This window comes from Phocaeicola fibrisolvens (assembly GCF_025567125.1).
GTDB lineage: Bacteria > Bacteroidota > Bacteroidia > Bacteroidales > Bacteroidaceae > Phocaeicola > Phocaeicola fibrisolvens.
On record NZ_JAOQJI010000014.1, the window covers coordinates 69,467 to 88,198 of the forward strand.

12 protein-coding genes and 2 pseudogenes are annotated in these 18,732 nt (G+C 49.1%); 6 read left to right on the forward strand and 8 right to left on the reverse strand.

Features of this window, described 5'->3' with window-relative positions:
- Positions 1-18: 18 nt before the first annotated feature.
- A complete protein-coding gene (locus tag OCV81_RS08095) occupies positions 19-1,188 on the forward strand; it encodes a DUF3843 family protein (protein WP_022354924.1) in 1,170 nt (389 codons plus the stop codon).
- Positions 1,189-1,366: 178 nt separating this feature from the next.
- On the opposite strand, the gene galK is transcribed toward OCV81_RS08095, so the two are convergent.
- From galK to grpE, 8 genes and pseudogenes are all read right to left on the reverse strand, one after another.
- Positions 1,367-2,521 carry a galactokinase gene (galK, locus tag OCV81_RS08100; RefSeq protein WP_022354925.1) on the reverse strand — a complete coding sequence of 385 codons (1,155 nt, stop codon included), beginning with the start codon at positions 2,519-2,521 and terminating at the stop codon, positions 1,367-1,369.
- 73 nt (positions 2,522-2,594) lie between these two features.
- Positions 2,595-2,888 (reverse strand): annotated as a pseudogene (locus OCV81_RS17760) (MFS transporter); the annotation flags it as partial.
- 171 nt (positions 2,889-3,059) lie between these two features.
- A pseudogene (locus OCV81_RS08105) lies at positions 3,060-4,088 on the reverse strand (MFS transporter); the annotation flags it as partial.
- A gap of 51 nt (positions 4,089-4,139) precedes the next feature.
- Positions 4,140-5,234 carry an aldose epimerase family protein gene (locus OCV81_RS08110; protein WP_022354927.1) on the reverse strand — a complete coding sequence of 365 codons (1,095 nt, stop codon included), beginning with the start codon at positions 5,232-5,234 and terminating at the stop codon, positions 4,140-4,142.
- 95 nt (positions 5,235-5,329) lie between these two features.
- Positions 5,330-6,616 (reverse strand): bifunctional folylpolyglutamate synthase/dihydrofolate synthase, encoded by a 1,287-nt coding sequence (locus OCV81_RS08115; RefSeq protein WP_148329582.1) that lies wholly within the window; start codon positions 6,614-6,616, stop codon positions 5,330-5,332.
- Positions 6,617-6,686: 70 nt separating this feature from the next.
- Positions 6,687-7,334, reverse strand: coding sequence for a hypothetical protein (locus OCV81_RS08120; RefSeq protein ID WP_022354929.1), 648 nt, complete (start codon positions 7,332-7,334; stop codon positions 6,687-6,689).
- Positions 7,335-7,507: 173 nt separating this feature from the next.
- Positions 7,508-8,692 (reverse strand): molecular chaperone DnaJ, encoded by a 1,185-nt coding sequence (dnaJ, locus tag OCV81_RS08125; RefSeq protein ID WP_148329583.1) that lies wholly within the window; start codon positions 8,690-8,692, stop codon positions 7,508-7,510.
- Between the two features lie 15 nt (positions 8,693-8,707).
- Positions 8,708-9,325, reverse strand: coding sequence for a nucleotide exchange factor GrpE (gene grpE, locus OCV81_RS08130; RefSeq protein WP_148329584.1), 618 nt, complete (start codon positions 9,323-9,325; stop codon positions 8,708-8,710).
- 276 nt (positions 9,326-9,601) lie between these two features.
- On the opposite strand from grpE, the gene OCV81_RS08135 reads away from it, so the two are divergent.
- The 5 genes from OCV81_RS08135 (at position 9,602) to OCV81_RS08155 (ending at position 18,409) form a co-directional block, all read left to right on the forward strand.
- Positions 9,602-13,942, forward strand: coding sequence for a CusA/CzcA family heavy metal efflux RND transporter (locus OCV81_RS08135; protein ID WP_148329585.1), 4,341 nt, complete (start codon positions 9,602-9,604; stop codon positions 13,940-13,942).
- 20 nt (positions 13,943-13,962) lie between these two features.
- Positions 13,963-14,880 (forward strand): efflux RND transporter periplasmic adaptor subunit, encoded by a 918-nt coding sequence (locus tag OCV81_RS08140; RefSeq protein ID WP_148329586.1) that lies wholly within the window; start codon positions 13,963-13,965, stop codon positions 14,878-14,880.
- A gap of 9 nt (positions 14,881-14,889) precedes the next feature.
- The gene (locus OCV81_RS08145) at positions 14,890-15,933 is read left to right on the forward strand and encodes a sensor histidine kinase (protein ID WP_072542090.1); all 1,044 of its coding nucleotides are present in this window, start codon (positions 14,890-14,892) and stop codon (positions 15,931-15,933) included.
- Between the two features lies 1 nt (position 15,934).
- The gene (locus tag OCV81_RS08150; RefSeq protein ID WP_148329587.1) at positions 15,935-16,693 is read left to right on the forward strand and encodes a LytR/AlgR family response regulator transcription factor; all 759 of its coding nucleotides are present in this window, start codon (positions 15,935-15,937) and stop codon (positions 16,691-16,693) included.
- A 96-nt stretch (positions 16,694-16,789) separates the two neighbouring features.
- Entirely contained in the window at positions 16,790-18,409 is a 1,620-nt protein-coding gene (locus tag OCV81_RS08155) for an ABC-F family ATP-binding cassette domain-containing protein (protein WP_072542092.1), read from the forward strand.
- Positions 18,410-18,732: the final 323 nt, after the last annotated feature.

Below are 18,732 nucleotides of genomic sequence, written 5' to 3' on the forward strand. Positions count from 1 at the left end.
TTTAACTGTAGATGTAAGATGAAAAAGAATGTGATTTACCTGAACGACTGGCTGGCAATACATCCTTATACGGCCGTGTGTCCGTCGGATGGGTTCTTTGTGGAACTGGCCAACCAGCTTTATGCGGCATGTGGCCTGGAAGAGTTGCCGGAACAGTACCGGAAGAAAATCTGTCTTTATGCGGCGGCTTATCTGGAGGATATCGTATCGGAACTGGGATTGTGGCAGAGTTTTCTGACGGCTCATACACGTTTGTATGGACGGTGTCTTCCTTTTTATCCCATGGGAAAGAATTATGTGAAGGGAGAGGTCAATGAAGAAGATCTTTGCTTCCTTATCTGGAATACATGGCAGAAAGCGTTGTTCAAGCATACGTATGTAAATCCGTTGGACGGACGTATTCTGCAACAGGCGAAGGCTTTCTTGCCGATATTGGAAGAAGCGTATGAGAAGGCTCCTGAAAATGAGGGGTTGCAAGGATATTTCTCCGGATATGCCGATGAGAAGGAGGCCGACCGGAAACTGTCGTGGCTTTTCGGACATACTTATCTGACGGAACCGTCCATGTGGCCTTATATTGAGCAGGTGACACCGACCGACCGGTTCATTGTGCCGACGGGGCCTCTGGCACTTTTCCTGCACGAATGGATTGACTTGCTGGCGGGCAAGCAGTCGAAGGTTTGGAAATCGGTGCCGGGCTTGTATACGGAAGAGCCTGAAGTGCCGGATACCGTGCTCGAGAAGAATGCGGAGATTTATCGTCTGTTTACGTTGTGGACAGGAGGAAGGCGGATTATTTATTTGAACGGTTATGATTCATTGAAGCGTTTTCTGGTGGAAATTCTTCAATGGCCGGACGATGAAAACCATACTTTGCCACAGATGAAAGAGAACCGGAATTTTGTGCTGATGGTGGATGAACGGAAGGGGCTTTTGTTGGCCAAGGATGTGTGTGAGTACATTGCCGATACGGAAAATCCGTATTACAATCAGGAGGAGGCTGCGGTCAATGCGTTTCGTATGCTGACCGAAGAGATGCTTTGTCCGCCCGATTTGCTGACGTATTGCATCTGTGAGAATCTGTTGCCGGATGCGGAGTTGCCCGAAGTGGGAGAGAAGATGCTGGTTCGCCTGAATGCCGATTTCATAGCCCGTCATTCTTTGTTGTATTACTACAGAGGCGATTGAGGAAACAAGCGTCAATAAAGAAATTACCTCCTGTCTTCAGCCATGCGATTGGAACGTGTGAAAACTGAGACAGGAGGTTTTTTATGGGGTCGTTTATCGACATGAAAAAAGAGGCTGTCTCTGTTTCCAATGGAATGGAAACAGAGACAGCCTTACTTATAAGATTAAAAATCTAGAATTAGCAGACTTTGTGTGAGCCGTCGCTGATGACTACATCGTATACCTTCGGACTGCGACCGAATTTTTCTTTGAAGCGTTCTTTTGCAGTAGAGATGAAGGTTTCATACAGCTCGTTCTTTACCAGGTTGATGGTGCATCCGCCGAATCCGCCGCCCATCACGCGTGAACCTGTAACTCCGCAATCGAATGCGATGTCGTTCAGGAAGTCGAGTTCTTCGCAGCTCACTTCGTACAGCTTGCTCATGCCGTGGTGAGTTTCGTACATCTTCTGACCTACTGTTTCATAGTCACCTTTTTCCAATGCATCACATACATCCAATACACGCTGGATTTCTTCGATTACATATTCTGCACGCATGTAGTCTTCTTGAGTGATTTCTGCTTTTACTTCGTTCAGCATGTCCATTGTGCAGTCTCTCAGGAATTCTACGTTCGGGTGATTCTTCTTAATGGCAGCCACCACAGCTTCACAGCTCTGACGACGTTTGTTGTATGCAGAAGAAGCCAGTTCATGTTTCACTACTGAATCAACCAATACCAGACGGTATCCATCCGGGCGGAAGGGGAAGTACTGGTATTCCAGTGAACGGCAGTCCAGACGAATCAGGTGGCCTTCTTTACCGAATACGGAAGCAAACTGGTCCATGATACCGCAGTTCACACCGCAATAGTTATGTTCAGTTGCCTGACCTACTTTAGCCAGTTCGAATTTGTCAATTTTGTTGTCTCCAAACAAATCGTTCAACGCAAAAGCGTATGTAGATTCCAAGGCAGCAGAAGAAGACATTCCGGCACCCAGAGGCACATCACCGGCAAATGCGGTGTTGAAGCCTTTCACATCAACTCCGCGTTTGATCATTTCGCGGCAAACACCGAAGATATAACGTGCCCAGCTTGCTTTCGGGGCATCTTCTTCGTTCAGACCAAATTCTACGTAGTCTTTCAAGTCGATGGAGTAAGCGCAAACTTTATCTTTTCCGTTCGGTTTGATTTCGGCTACCATGCCTTTGTCTACTGCTCCCGGGAATACAAATCCTCCGTTGTAGTCTGTGTGTTCACCGATCAGGTTGATGCGTCCCGGAGAAGTATATACTGAGCCTGTTGTACCGTCAAAATGCTTGATGAAGCGGCTTCTTACAAATTCTATGTCCATAATGATAAAAATTTAAAGGTTAATATTAAAAAAAGCATATCCGGCCCTGACGCGCAGGACCGGACAGCCGGAATTATTCTACAGGAATATCTTTGTTTACGTTCTTGCAACCTGTTACACCGTAGAACAACAGGTAAGCAAGCATAGCTACAATCAGCCAATAGCTGGCCATATAACCTACTGCATCGGAGATGACTTGTTGCAGCAACGGGAAGATTCCACCACCTACTACCATCATCATAAAGATTCCGGAAGCCTGTGCGGTGTATTTGCCCAATCCTTCTACAGCCAAGTTAAAGATACCTCCCCACATGACAGAAGTACACAGACCGCAGAGTACAAGGAACAATGCACTTACCGGAACACGGGGTGTCTCCATTGATTTTACGACCTCAGCGGGAGTTGAATGTATTTCTTTCAGTGCATCTGAATAGGGTGCCAAAGCTTCTTCCGACGGATTGCTGACGAATGCTGCAATCTGTTCGGCCGGAACCCCTGCGTTTGTCAAGATTTCAGAGGTCTTGGTTACCGGATCGTATACCACTTTCGGTACATTGAAACCTACTGTTTTGGGGGTAAAGATGGCAATCACGGTGAAGATTATGGCGGTAGCAGAAACTGTAATCAACTGTGCACGGGTTGAAACTTTTCCACTGATGATACTACTGGTCAGACGTCCCACCAGCATCAACAGCCAGTAAATAGCTGCGATGGCACCACCGATGGCGGCTCCGTTGGTCAGGATACCGGCTCCTTTTTCACTTGAATCTGCCAAATAGAAGTTCAGTGTGCCCGGAATACCGATTTCAATACCTACATAAATAAAGATACCGATAACCCCCAGCACCGTATGGCGGAAACTCCAGGGGCTATGAGAGAATTTTTCTTTAACTGTATTGTCGCCTTTCTTTCTCATGTGAGGTTCCGGAATCGATACGAAAGAAATCACGATGAAAGTGAAAGCAAACACGCCCATGGCGATGAACAGCAGTGGAGCCACGTCAGACATCGCTGTCTTGGGAGTAACTGTACCGATAAGTACACCTACGAAAAGCGGAGTCAGTGTACCCGCCAATGAGTTCAATGCACCACCTGTTTGGATCAGCTGGTTACCTTTGTTACCACCGCCTCCTAGCAAGTTCAGCATCGGGTTGACAACTGTATTCAGCATACATACGCTGAAACCGCAGATAAAGGCACCCAACAGGTACACAATGAAGTTCAACTTGATGGAGTATTCACCTAAAGAGAATACATCCACGTCAGCTCCGAAGAGACTTGAAAGATATTGTACCAGCAAACCGGCAAAGCCGACTGCCATGGCAGTCAAAGATGTTTTTTTGTATCCGATTTTTACCAGCATGTTACCGGCAGGAATACCCATGAAAAGGTATGCCAAGAAGTTCATCATGTTACCCATCATACCCAATGTGTTCGCACCGGCATACTGGTTTTTCCAGATGGTACCAAACGGTGCAGCCAGGTTGGTAACAAATGAAATCATCGCAAACAGAAAGAACATCGTAATGATTGCGATGACATTAGTTTTTTGTTTTTGTTGCTCCATGGTTTAAATTGAAAGTGTATTAAGTTATAAATTAGATTGATTTTCTAGGTATTATTTTTCGATGCCAAATTTATAGATGGTTACCTGGTGATAGGTATCTTCTGGTTTCAGTATTACTGAAGGGAAATGGCCTTTGTTGGGTGAATCAGGGAAGTGCTGTGCTTCGAAACAGATGGCACTTCTGGCCGGGAAAGTGGCTCCATGGTATCCGGCGAAACCGTTGTGCCAGTTGGCTGTGTAGACCTGTACGCCCGGTTCGGTGGTATAAACTTCCAGTGAACGTCCGCTTTCGGGTTCCACGCATTTTGCGGCGAAGACCAAGGCATCTGTTTCCCGTTTGTTCAATACGTAGCAGTGGTCGTATCCGGCTCCGTGGATGAGTTGCTGGAAAGGCTCATTGATGCGGCTTCCCACCGTATGGGGTGTACGGAAGTCCATCGGTGTACCTTCCACCTTCAGAATTTCTCCTGTCGGGATAGATACTTCATCAATAGGAATGTAATAGTCTGCGTTGATGGTGACGATATTGTTGTCTACGGTCGGTGTAGGATTATTCAAACCGGCCAGGCTGAAGAATGCATGATTGGTCAGATTGATAATGGTTTTTTTGTCCGTGTTGGCCACGTAGGTAATGACCAGTTCATTTTCATTGGTGAAGGTGTAGGTAACTGTGACATCCAGATTACCAGGGAAACCTTCTTCTCCATCTTTTGCCACATAATGAAGCACGACACTCTGTTCGTTTTCCTGCTTGGCATCCCATACGCGGGCATGAAAACCTGTGGGGCCCCCATGAAGAGAATTTGGGCCGTTGTTGATGGTCAGGTTGTATTCTTGACCGTCTATCAGAAAACTACCTTTGGCAATACGGTTGCCATAACGTCCGATTAAGGTGCTGAGGAAAGGTTCGTGGCTTTGAATGACGTGGTCAATACTGTCGTGACCTTGTACGACATTGGCCAGTTTTCCGTTTTTATCCGGAACCATGATTGCTAAGATCGCTCCCCCGTAGTTTGTGATGGCTGCTTCAGCGCCGTTTTGATTTGAAAGAATAAACAAATCCGTTTCTTTACCGTCGATTGTTTTTTGAAAATCTGCTCTTTTTAAGCCGCTTAAATTATTTTCTTTGTAAAATGTGTTGTTCATATTATTAAAATCTTTTAGTTCACACATTATTTTGTTGTGCAAATAAAAAGATTTTCTATCACATACCCAAACATTTTGCAAAGAAAGAATATGTTTTATTTGTTTAAAGAAAGTAAATCGGCTACAATGAAACTACTTCCTCCCACAAATATGAAATCCTCGGGCAGAGCCTGTGTACGGGCCATTTTGAAGGCTTCTGCTACATGTGGGTAGGCCTCACCGTGCAATCCGAACTTTTCTCCTAAAGCTTTCATTTTGTCACAAGGAAGAGCTCGTTTCACGCTGGCTTGTGTGAAATAGTAACGGGCTTCTTTGGGGAGCATGGAGAGTACGCCACTCACGTCTTTGTCGTTCACCATTCCAATGACAATATGTAGGGTCTGATAGGATTGGTTTTTAAGCTGTTCTGTGATGTATTGCATGCCGCCCACGTTGTGTCCGGTGTCGCAGATGATGGTGGGATGTTCTCCCAGTTTTTGCCAGCGTCCCATCAGGCCGGTCAGTTCGCAGACATGCAGGAAACCCTCCCGTACATTTTCTTCCGTGAGGCGATAGCCTGCATCGGGAAGGCGGCGGATGGCAGAGAGCAGGGTGTTGGTGTTCTTCAACTGGCACAGTCCGCCCAGTTCACCCTCCAGGTTGGCATAGTCTGCCGTCTGATAGACGTAGTGCATGGCTTCGTTCCGTGTGGCGCTGAGAAGCAGGTGCTCGTCTTCGGTAAATACGATGGGGGCACCTACGGCTTCTGCCTTGGCTTGAAAGACCGGTCGGGTTTCCGGAGTGGTTTCTCCGATGATTACTGGAACGCCTTTTTTGATGATACCGGCTTTTTCGGAAGCAATCTTTGCCAGCGTATTGCCCAGAAACTGTACGTGGTCGAAGCTGATGTTGGTGATGACGCACAAGTCGGGCTGGATGATGTTGGTACAGTCCAGTCTTCCTCCAAGGCCCACCTCAATGACGGCCACATCCACTTGTTGTTGGGCGAAATAAGTAAAAGCCATGGCAGTGGTCAGCTCAAAGAAAGAAGGGTGTAGCGGTTCGAAGAAGGCACGGTGTTTTTCTACGAAGTCGATGACGAACTCCTGGCTCACCGGTGTGCCGTTCACACGGATTCGTTCGCGGAAATCGACGAGGTGTGGAGAGGTGTAGAGGCCTGTCTTATAGCCTGCAGACTGTAGGATGGCTGCCAGCGTATGCGAGCAAGAACCCTTTCCGTTGGTTCCGGCCACGTGGATGGTGCGGAAACGGCGGTGAGGGTGGTTGAAATAATTGTCCAAGGCGTACGTGTTGTCCAGTCCCTCTTTGTAGGCATCCTTGCCAACTTGCTGAAACAGAGGGGCACTGTTATATAGATAAGTGAGTGTTTCCTGATAATTCATGATTCTTGTTTTTTAAGCCGCTGCAAATATCATCATTTTTATCAGGATAACCTATCTTTTTAGCTTTCATTTACCACCAGTATGGTCCTTGAGGGGCTCTGATTCCTTCCACACCGATGCTGATGGAACTGCTTTCGTTGAATTTGAAGTTGATCATTCCGCCAATCCGGTCTGGGGCAAAATTGGGCAGAGGGTAGTAGTAGGGCGAACGTTTCGGCATGAGTGACTTGTTGCCATACGCATACAGGCTGATTCGTTCGTTCACCTTAAAGGCTGCGATACCGGCAATGCCCACGTTCCGGTAGTTGATGCCTCCCCAGTTGAAATTGCTGGCATACAGTCCGCCAGCCACGCTGAGGCGTTTGTTCAGGGGAACGGCATACAGGAAGGCTGCATCCTGTCCGAATCCTACGCCGGAAGGCGCATATTTGCTGGGGCTGAACGTGACGTTCATGCCGATGGAGGCATTGAATCCTTTATGCAGCTCCCATGTGGTATAGCTGAAGGGAGTGATGCCATACATGTCGAAGGGAGAATATAGATAATGTGATTGTACGGGTGCGGGCAGAGGTACACTGAGGGTATCCTGCGGCAACAGATTCTCCGTGTGCAGGGGAGCGGCAGAAACGGAGTCGGCCGGAAGAGACTTTTTGTTTTCGGTCTGTGCAAAGACGAGGACCGGACAAAACAGCATTCCTATCAAGATACAGTGTTTCATTGATTCTTGTTTTTAGGTTGCCTCAAAAGTACAAAAAAAGTGCCTTGCATTTTCTGCGATTATCTCTTTTTAGGTTGGGTTTAAAGATTATTTGGAGAATGAGAGGGGAACCCATAAAAAAAGGCCATTCCCGCGAAGGAATGACCTTGTATTTCTGTCAAAAAGAGATTGTGTTAGTCGAATAGGCTTCTGAACTTCTTGAAGATTTTTTCTTTCAGGCTCATGTTCGGCTTGAAGTTCTCGGCTTCCTGCCATTTTTCGAGTGCCTGACGTTCTTCTTTGGTCAGTGTTTCCGGAATGTAGACGCTGACATTGACCAGCAAGTCGCCTGTTCCCGTATTGTATCCGTAGTTGTTGATGTTCGGTAAGCCTTTACCCCGCAGGCGGAGTACCTTACCAGGCTGTGTACCCGGTTCTATCTTGATTTTGGCCTTTCCGTCGATGGTCGGGATTTCTACCGTACCTCCCAGGGCTGCGGTCGGAACGCTCAGCAGCAGGTTGTAAATCAGGTCGCTTTCGTCACGAATCAGTTCCGGATGCTTTTCTTCTTCAATCAAGACCAGCAGGTCGCCCGGCACTCCGTTGTGCTTTCCGGCATTACCTTTTCCGTTGATGGTTACCTGCATGCCTTCAGCCACTCCGGCAGGAATCTTCACGGTGACTACTTCTTCACCGTACACGATGCCTTCGCCGCCGCATTCCTTACATTTGTTCTTGATGATTTTTCCTTCACCTCCACATTGCGGACATACGGTCTGGGTCTGCATCATACCGAAAATACTCTGCTGTGTGCGGGTTACGCTACCTGTTCCATGGCAGGTAGGACAGGTTTCCGTACCTCCGTCGCCTTCGGCACCCGTACCGTGACAGTGACTGCACTGCACATATTTCTTCAGTTTGAACTTCTTTTCTACTCCTGTAGAAATTTCTTTCAGGTTTAATTTGACTTTTACCCGCAGGTCGGAACCACGGAACTTACGCTGGCGTGGCTGACTGCTTCCGCCAAATCCGCTGCTGAATCCGCCAAAGCCTCCGTGTCCACCAAAAATATCACCGAACATAGAGAAGATATCGTCCATGGACATGCCTTGGCCATTGAATCCGCCGAATCCACTTCCGCCTCCGGCTGCACCGTCTACCCCTGCAAAACCAAACTGGTCATAACGTGCACGTTTGTCGGCATTGCTCAACACTTCGTAGGCTTCTGCTGCTTCCTTGAATTTCTCCTCTGCCTCCTTGTCGCCCGGGTTGCGGTCCGGGTGATACTGGATGGCTTTCTTTCGATACGCTTTCTTTATTTCGTCTGCCGTGGCCGTTTTGGCAACTCCAAGCACTTCATAATAATCTCTTTTCGCCATGACTCTACCTGTTTATTATTGGGCAACCACCACTTTGGCGTGACGGATGACTTTCTCGTTCAACTTGTATCCTGTTTGTACGCAGTCCAGCACTTTTCCTTTTTGGTCTTCACTGGAAGCCGGCACCAATGCGATGGCTTCGTGGAAATCAGTATCGAAGTCCTGACCGACAGGTTCTATCTTTTCCAAACCTTCCTGATGCAGGTTTTTCAGGAACTTCTGGTAAATCAGTTCTACCCCGTCGTAGATGGCCTTCACGTCTTCCGCTTTCTGCATGTTCTGCAGTGCGCGTTCCAAATCGTCCAGAATCGGCAGTACGGCGTTGATGGCCTTTTCACCACCGTTCTTGATCAGTTCAGCCTTTTCCTTGATGGTACGTTTCCGGAAATTATCGAATTCTGCAGACAGGCGCAGGTATTTGTCTTTCTGCTCGTCGATTACTTTCTGAGCTTCTTCCAATTCCTTTTCCAGCTTTTCTTCTGCAGTGAGTTCCTTCTTTTCTTCCCCTTCTTTCTGGGTTTCTTGCGTTTCCGCTTCTTGAGATTCAGCGGCAGTCTGCGCGTTTTCGGCAGTGTTCTGCTGTTGGTTCTTCAATTCTTCTTCCACGTTTGGGTTTTGATTTTTGTTACTCATATCTTAATGGTTTTTATTTCAGTTGAATGTTTTTGCTTTTTCACTAGCAAAATCTGTGCCTCAATCCGATTCTTGTGCGAATTGGCCGCAAAAATAATAAAAAACTGCCACACTGACATGGAAAAAGGTAAGTTTCAGTTTCGGCCTCTCCTTTTTTCATTTCATCATCCCGAAAGGTCGGTTCAACCCTTGATTTGTCTGTTTCACACTTTTATGCATCTTTTAGAGGAAGCGAGGAATTAATTTTGCTACCATCATCAATCAACACTCAAGAAAATGTTTAAGAAAATAGTCCGTTTTTCAATTCGCAAAAAACTGTTTGTCGCCCTGACGACACTGTTTTTAATGATAGGGGGCATCTATTCCATGCTGACATTGCCCATTGATGCCGTGCCCGATATCACCAATAATCAGGTGCAGATTGTCACGGTGTCGCCCACGTTGGCGCCTCAGGAGGTGGAACAGCTCATTACGTTCCCGATAGAGGTGGCCATGAGCAACATCATGAATGTACAGGAAATCCGTTCGGTGTCCCGTTTCGGACTTTCCGTGGTGACGGTCGTGTTCAAGGAAAGCGTGCCCACGCTGGATGCCCGTCAGCTGGTAAATGAGCAGATACAGACCGTGGCTGGAGAGATTCCCTCCAATTTGGGGGTACCGGAAATGATGCCTATCACTACCGGGTTGGGCGAAATCTATCAGTATGTGCTGAAGGTGGCTCCCGGGTATGAAAAGAAGTACGATGCCATGGAGCTGCGTACCATCCAGGATTGGATTGTGAAACGCCAGCTTTCAGGTATTCCGGGTATCGTGGAAATCAACAGCTTCGGAGGTTACCTGAAGCAGTATGAGGTAGCCGTCGACCCGGATGCCTTGTATTCGTTGAACATCACCATCAGTGATGTGTTCGATGCGCTGAGCCGCAACAACCAGAACACGGGAGGAAGCTATATAGAAAAGGTAAACCGGGCGTATTACATCCGTTCGGAGGGTATGATTTCCGATTTGAAAGACATTGAGCAGATTGTCGTGACCAACCGGGGCGGGATTCCCGTGCATGTGAGCGACATCGGAAAAGTACGCTATGGCGCTCCCAAGCGTTTCGGAGCCATGACCAAGGATGGAGAAGGTGAGTGCGTGGGAGGTATCGCCATGATGCTGAAAGGAGCCAACGCCAATGTGGTGACCCAGGAACTGGAGAAGCGGGTGGCCAAGGTACAGAAGATGCTGCCCGAGGGTATCAGCGTAGAACCGTACCTGAACCGTTCGGAATTGGTGAACCGTAACATTTCGACGGTCATCCGTAACCTGGTGGAAGGAGCCATTATCGTGTTCCTCGTATTGATTGTGTTCCTGGGAAATGTACGTGCCGGACTGATTGTGGCGTCCGTCATTCCCTTGGCCATGCTCTTTGCCTTTATCCTGATGCGGGTATTCGGCGTGTCGGCCAACCTGATGAGTTTGGGGGCCATCGACTTTGGTATTGTGGTAGACGGTTCCATCGTGATATTGGAAGGTATTCTGGCACACATCTATAGCAAGAAATGGATGGGCCGCACACTGAGCAAGCAGGAGATGAATGAGGAAGTGGAAAAAGGTGCCGGCAATGTGGTGCGGAGCGCGACGTTTGCCGTACTGATTATTCTGATAGTGTTCTTCCCGATATTGACCTTGACGGGAATTGAAGGCAAGTACTTTACTCCGATGGCCAAGACCTTGGTGTTCTGTATCATCGGTGCCCTGTTGCTGTCGCTCACTTATGTGCCGATGGTGGCTTCGCTTTTCCTGAAACGTACCGTGGCTGTGAAGCCGACCTTGGCCGACCGTTTCTTCGAGAAGTTGAATCGTGTGTATCACCGTGCCTTGAATTTCTGTCTGGCCCATGTGTGGGGTACGTTGGCTTCGGCCTTTACCTTATTAATATTGTCCTTCTTGTTGTTCACCCGGTTGGGAGCCGAATTTATTCCGACACTCGACGAAGGCGACTTTGCCATGCAGATGACGCTTCCGGCAGGTAGTTCACTGAGCCGCAGTATCGAGGTGTCGCTTGCGGCCGAGAAGAAACTGAAGGAGGATTTTCCGGAAATCAAGCACGTGGTCGCCAAAATCGGTACGGCTGAAGTACCTACCGACCCGATGGCCGTAGAGGATGCCGACGTGATGATTGTGATGAAGCCGTTCAGTGAATGGACTTCGGCCAGCAGCCGCGCGGAGATGGTGGAGAAGATGAAAAAGTCGCTGGAGTCGGTGAAGGGAGCCGAGTTCAATTTCAGCCAGCCCATCCAGTTGCGTTTCAATGAGCTGATGACAGGAGCCAAAGCCGATATCGCCATCAAACTGTATGGAGAAGATATGGCCGAACTCTATGCTAAGGCCAAAGAGGCGGCCAAGTATGTGAAACAGGTGCCTGGAGCTTCCGATGTGTTGGTAGAGCAGGCCATGGGACTTCCGCAGTTGCTGGTGAAATACGACCGTGCTAAGATTGCCCGCTACGGCATCGACATAGAGGAACTGAATACGATTATCCGTACGGCCTACGCCGGAGAGACAGCCGGAGTGGTCTTTGAAAACGAACGTCGTTTCGACCTCGTACTGCGTCTGGATAAGGATAAGGTGCAAGACCTGAATATCGACAAACTGTTTGTCCGCACGAGCGAAGGCATCCAGATACCGGTCAGCGAGGTGGCTAGCATCGACCTGGAGAACGGGCCGTTGCAGATTAACCGTGATGCCACCAAACGACGGATTGTCATCGGTGTCAATGTGCGTGATGCCGACATCCAGCAGGTGGTGGAACAGATACGTACTTCACTGGAGAAAAATGTCAAGCTGAAACCCGGTTATTACTGGGAATACGGCGGACAGTTTGAAAACCTGCAGAATGCCGTACGCACGTTGAGCATTGTGATTCCGATTGCCCTGATGCTGATACTTTTGCTGTTGTTTTTCGCATTTAGAAGCGTAATTTATTCGTTAGTTGTTTTTTCTACCGTACCTTTGTCTCTGATTGGAGGTATCGTAGCCTTGTGGTTGCGTGGACTCCCGTTCAGTATCTCGGCCGGTGTGGGATTTATCGCCCTGTTTGGTGTGGCCGTGCTGAATGGTATCTTGATGATCAATCATTTTAATGATTTGCGAAAAGAAAAAACTTATACTATGTGTACGAATCGAATCATTGCAAAAGGATGTCCTCATCTGTTGAGACCGGTGTTCCTGACCGGACTGGTGGCTTCACTGGGCTTTGTGCCCATGGCGGTAGCTACCTCGGCCGGAGCCGAAGTACAACGCCCGCTGGCGACCGTAGTGATTGGCGGACTGATTGTGTCTACCGTGCTGACCTTGATTGTCATTCCGGTGTTCTACCGGCTGGTAAATGTCATTGCCCATTTGTGGGGACGGAAAAGACACCGTGCTCGGTTGGGCCGAAAAACCGGAATGACCTGTCTGCTGTTATTGCTGGCCGTATCTGCTTCCGCCGTGAATCCGACTCCTCAGAAGGCGATTTCGCTGGATGAGGCTTTGGAAATAGCCTTGCAGAATCACCCACGGTTGAAGATGGCCAATGCGGAAATCGAACGGAGCCGGGCAGCCCGTGGAGAAGTGTGGGACGGGGGTAACACTTCGTTCAGCTACTCCTGGGGGCAGTTGAACGGGGAATACCGGAAAGATAACGAACTGTCGGTAGAACAGTCGCTCGGTTCCTTGCTGACTCCTTTTTATAAGAATGCCTTGGTCAATGCACAGGTGACCACCGGCAGTAACTACCGCGACATGGTGAAGAAAGAAATTGTGGCCGAAGTGAAACGGGCGTGGGTGTACTATCAATATGCTCTCCATTTGTATCGTTTGTATGGAGAGCAGGAGGAGCTGGCCCTGAAGCTGCGTGAAAGCGGGGAACTGCGTTATCAGCAGGGAGATATTGACCAGACACAACGGAACATGATTGCCACGCTGGCAGCGGATCTTCACACCCGCAGCCTGCAGGCACGGGAGGAAGTGGAGCTGGCTTCCCGTCGTTTTGCGTGGGCCTGCTATGCCGGTGCGCCGGTAGTGCCCAATGACAGTTCGCTGGCCGTACTTCCGCTCTCTTTGCAGGACCGTACGCTTTCGGCAGCCCATCTGAACTATTTTGCCAGTCAGGTACAGGAAAAGAAATCGGAACTCCGCATTGAACGCAGCAAGTTTTTCCCGGAGTTCTCACTGGGGTATGTGCGTCAGAAAATCGCCCCGCTGAACGGATTGAACTCGTGGATGGTGGGCGTGTCTTTCCCCATTCTGTTCTTCCCCCAGCGCAGCCGCAGCAAGCAGGCCAAGGTGAACCTGCAGATTGCAGAATGGCAGGCTGAGCAGAACCGGGTACAGTTGAACAACCAGGTGGAAGAGCTTTTCCGCCGTGCCCGCCAGCAGCAGGAGAGTCTGGATTATTATTCCAAGGCTGCCTTGAAAGAGGCAGAAGCCTTGCAGGAAAGTGCCCTGCTGAAGTTCAAGGAAAGTGAAATCAATATCACGGACTTCGTGCAGAGCCTGAACGCTTCACGCGACATCCGCCGGAGTTACATTGAAACGGTATATGCCTATAACGTATCCGTACTGGAAATCGAATTATACACTGAATAAAAAATAAAAAGCATAACAAGATGAAACAGATACTTTTTTTCTCAGCCTTATGGTGTGCACTGGCTTTCACGGCTTGCGGGGGAGGTGCATCCGAACAAACAACCGATGAAGCAGCCGGCACACAGTCGGCACAGGCCGACAGTCTTTCAGCCTCGGCCGACAGCGTGGAAGTGGACGGGGTTTCTGGAGCGACCCAGGTGGCCAATGCACCGTCTTTCAACGGCATCCTGATGGTACCTCCGCAGCAGCATGCCACCATTACCTTGAGCATGGGAGGCGCTGTACACAGCGTGGCTTTCCTTCCGGGCAGCTACGTACAGAAGAACCAAGTAATTCTGACATTGGAAAATCCGGACTTCATCGCCTTGCAGCAGACCTGGCTGGATGCAGCCGCACAAGTGGAATTTCTGGAAAAAGAATATCTCCGCCAGAAGAACCTGGCTTCGCACGAGGCCGCTTCACAGAAACAGATGCAGCAGAGCAAGTCGGACTATCTCTCCATGAAGAGCCGGTTGGATGCGGCGGCTGCCCAGTTGCAGATTCTGGGTATGGATACCCGTCATTTGCAGACGCAGGGCATTCATCCTTATTTGGAGATAAAAGCTCCGCTGAGCGGATATGTGACGAACATGAACGTCAATCTGGGAAAATATTTCAATGTGGGTGAACCTGTATGTGATGTGATTGACAAGCAGGCACTGATGTTGCAGCTGACTGCTTACGAGAAAGATTTGGACGATTTGAAGGTGGGCGACCAGATTGAGTTTCGTGTGAACGGCATGGGAAACAAGACTTTTGAAGCCGTGTTGGTTTCCATCGACCAGATGGTGGACAGCACCAACCGCTCCATCAAGGTGTATGCCCGTGTGTTGCATCCGCTGAAAGATTTCCGTCCCGGAATGTATGTATCAGCCCGTAAGGCTCCCCAAAAATCTTGATTGTGACGCATGAAGCGAATCGTGAACAATAAATATCTGCTGGTAGTGAATGCCATCGCCATCATGGTGGCATTCCTTACGCATTTCCCGGAACTGATTACCTTGTCGAATCCGTATTCGGCCGACGGGCTTTCGTTTCCGGGTATGCACTGGGCAGATGTGGGCAATGAGGTGCTGTTTACGTATGTTTCCTTGTTGTTGCTTTTCTTCCTGAACGAGGCCGTGTTCCATTTCAACAGTGACATGGTTTCCATCGGGTGGAAGAAGATGCTCTGCGCGTTTGTGCTCACGTGGATTGCGAGCAATCTGCTTGGAAAGTTTTTCGTCTACTTGCACCAGCATTTCGACATTCCGGCCATTGATGCCATGCTTCACCATTATCTCCATCCTTTACGGGATTTCCTGATTACCTGCATTGTGACGGGAAGCTGTTATTTTTTTCATCAGAACCGGAAAAGCCGCAAGATGTTGCTCGAAAACCAGCAGTTGCGCACGGAAAACATCATCAACCAGTATGAAGCCCTGAAGAGCCAGCTGAATCCGCACATGTTGTTCAATTCGCTGAACACCTTGTATCTGCTCATTCGCGAATCGCCCGACAAGGCCCGTCATTACCTGGAGGAGCTGTCGAAGGTGATGCGTTACACCTTGCAGGACAATGAGTCGCATTCTGTAACCCTGCGGGAGGAGATGGAATATGTGAGGTCATATATGTATCTACTGCAGGTGCGTTACGAAGAGAATCTGCAGTTTGACATCCGGATTTCGCCGGAGCTGCTTTCCCGCAAGCTGCCTCCCATGGCTCTTCAGCTATTGATAGAGAATGCCGTGAAGCACAATGAAATCAGTAACCGCCGTCCGCTGACGGTGCTGGTAAAGGCGGAAGGCGATACGGTGGAGGTGAGCAACCCGTTGCAACCCAAGCGGGGTGGGGCGGCCGGAATGGGAATCGGACTGGCCAACCTGGCCAAACGTTACCAGTTGCTGTATAAAAAAGAGGTTTCCGTACAGGAAGAGAACAACCGTTTTACTGTGATTTTGCCTTTGATTTGAAATGAAAACACTGATTATAGAAGATGAGAAAGCGGCTTTGCGCAACCTGAAGGCCGTGATGCAGGAAGTAGACACCGATTTTGAAATCGTCGGGGAGGTGGACAGCATTTTCGACGGAGTGGAATGGTTTCGTATGCATCCCATGCCGGAGCTGGTGTTTATGGACATCCATTTGGCCGACGGCTCAGCCTTCGACATTTGTGCACAGGTGGACATCACCTGTCCGATTATCTTTACCACGGCCTACGATGAATATGCATTGCGGGCGTTCAAGGTGAACAGCGTGGCCTATCTGCTCAAGCCCATCAGCCGTACTGACTTGCAGGAGGCCATGCACAAGCTGGAACTGTTGGGCGGACAGCCGAAGGAGGAGAAACAGCCCGACCTGTCGGATATTATCCGTAGCCTGAAAAAGGAGGAAAGCTACAAGACCCATTTTCTGGTGCCGGTGAAGGGCGACAAATTCCTGCCGGTATCGGTCGATTCCATCCAGTATTTCTATATTTCCAACGGGCTGGTCAAGGCTGTCGACGGAGACGGGAAGGAGTTTGTGTTCTCGCAGTCGCTCGACGAGCTGGCCGAACTGCTCAACCCGCACGATTTCTTCCGGGCCAACCGTCAGTTTATCGTATCGCGGAAGGCCGTATCCGACATCAGTCTGTGGTTCAACGGACGGTTGGCCATCAACTTGAAAGTGCCGGTGCCCGAGAAAATCATCATCAGCAAGGCCAAGGCTTCGGAACTGAAGGACTGGTTCTGAACAGAAAGGGAGAAACGCTTCGTGGTTTTTCCCTTTATTTTTTCGGTGGAAATCCGTATCTTTGCCGCATAATTCAAAAAAAGGTAGAAAAAACAGATGATAACAGTTTCAAATGTAGCCGTTCAATTTGGTAAAAGAGTGTTGTATAACGACGTGAACCTGAAGTTCACGAATGGTAATATTTATGGCATCATCGGAGCCAACGGTGCCGGTAAGTCTACGTTCCTGAAAGTGATTTCGGGCGAGCTGGACCCCACCAAGGGAAGTGTCACCCTGGGACCGGGCGAACGTCTTTCGGTGTTGAGCCAGGACCACTTCAAGTTTGATGCCCATACGGTGCTCGATACCGTGCTGATGGGACACACCGTGTTGTGGGACATCATGAAGCAGCGCGAGGCCCTGTATGCCAAGGAAGACTTTACCGATGAAGACGGTATCAAGGCAGCCGAACTGGAAGAAAAGTTTGCCGAACTGGAAGGCTGGAATGCCGAGAGCGATGCGGCCATCCTGCTGAGCGGGCTGGGCATCAAGGAAGACAAGCATAACACGCTGATGGGTGATTTGAGTGGTAAGGAAAAGGTGCGCGTGATGCTGGCACAGGCGCTTTTCGGAAATCCGGACAACCTGTTGCTCGACGAGCCGACCAACGACCTGGACATGGATACGGTGACCTGGCTCGAAGAATACCTTTCCAACTTTGAGCATACCGTGCTGGTGGTGAGCCACGACCGTCACTTCCTCGACTCGGTATGTACGCATACGGTCGATATTGACTTCGGCAAGGTGAACCTCTTTGCCGGTAACTATAGCTTCTGGTACGAATCCAGCCAGCTGGCTCTCCGTCAGCAGCAGAACCAGAAGGCCAAGGCGGAAGAAAAGCGCAAGGAACTGGAAGAATTTATCCGTCGTTTCTCTGCCAATGTGGCGAAGTCCAAGCAGACTACCAGCCGCAAGAAGATGCTGGAGAAACTGACGGTCGACGAAATCAAGCCGTCGTCACGCAAGTATCCGGGCATCATCTTTACGATGGACCGCGAACCGGGCAACCAGATTCTGGAGGTGTCGGGTCTGCGTGCCGAAACGGAAGAGGGTACGGTGCTCTTCAACGACGTGAACTTCACGGTGGAGAAGGGCGACAAGATTGTGTTCCTGAGCCGCGACCCGCGTGCCATGACGGCCTTGTTCGAGATTATCAACGGCAACCGCAAGGCGCAGGCCGGACATTATAACTGGGGGGTAACCATCACCACGGCTTACCTGCCATTGGACAACACTGATTATTTCAACTGCGACCTGAACCTGGTGGACTGGCTGAGCCAGTACGGTCAGGGCAATGAGGTGGAAATGAAAGGCTACCTGGGACGCATGCTGTTCTCCGGCGAAGAAGTGATGAAGAAAGTCAGCGTGCTGTCGGGAGGAGAGAAGATGCGTTGTATGATTGCCCGCATGCAGCTGCGCAATGCCAACTGCCTGATTCTGGATACTCCGACCAATCACCTGGACTTGGAATCCATTCAGGCGTTCAACAACAACCTGAAGATTTACAAGGGAAATGTGCTCTTCTCTTCGCACGACCATGAGTTCATCGAAACCGTGGCCAACCGTATCATCGAGCTGACTCCGAACGGCATCATCGACAAGATGATGGATTACGACGAGTACATCTCATCCGACCATATCAAGGAAATGCGTGCCCGTATGTACGGCGATAAATAAGGCTAAAGATTTTATTTGAAACGCAAGTATGTTTTTTGTGGAAACGTACTTGCGTTTTTTATGCTATGATAGATTCTCTCCTTGCAATAATATTAATTGTTTCTTAACATTTCCGCTTTTGCAAGCTTTTATTATTGAAGCTATAGATTCTTCCATGCGTGGTACTTCTAATTTGTTGTATTTATTTATATTATCACAGAAAACGATAAGATAACGTGAGTTCGATATAAAATTAGAAAATAGACAGTTGTCCGTCATTGACAAAGTTTACATCAATGGCGGGCTTCTTTTCAAAAAAGCAATATGCTGCTATAGCCGACAAA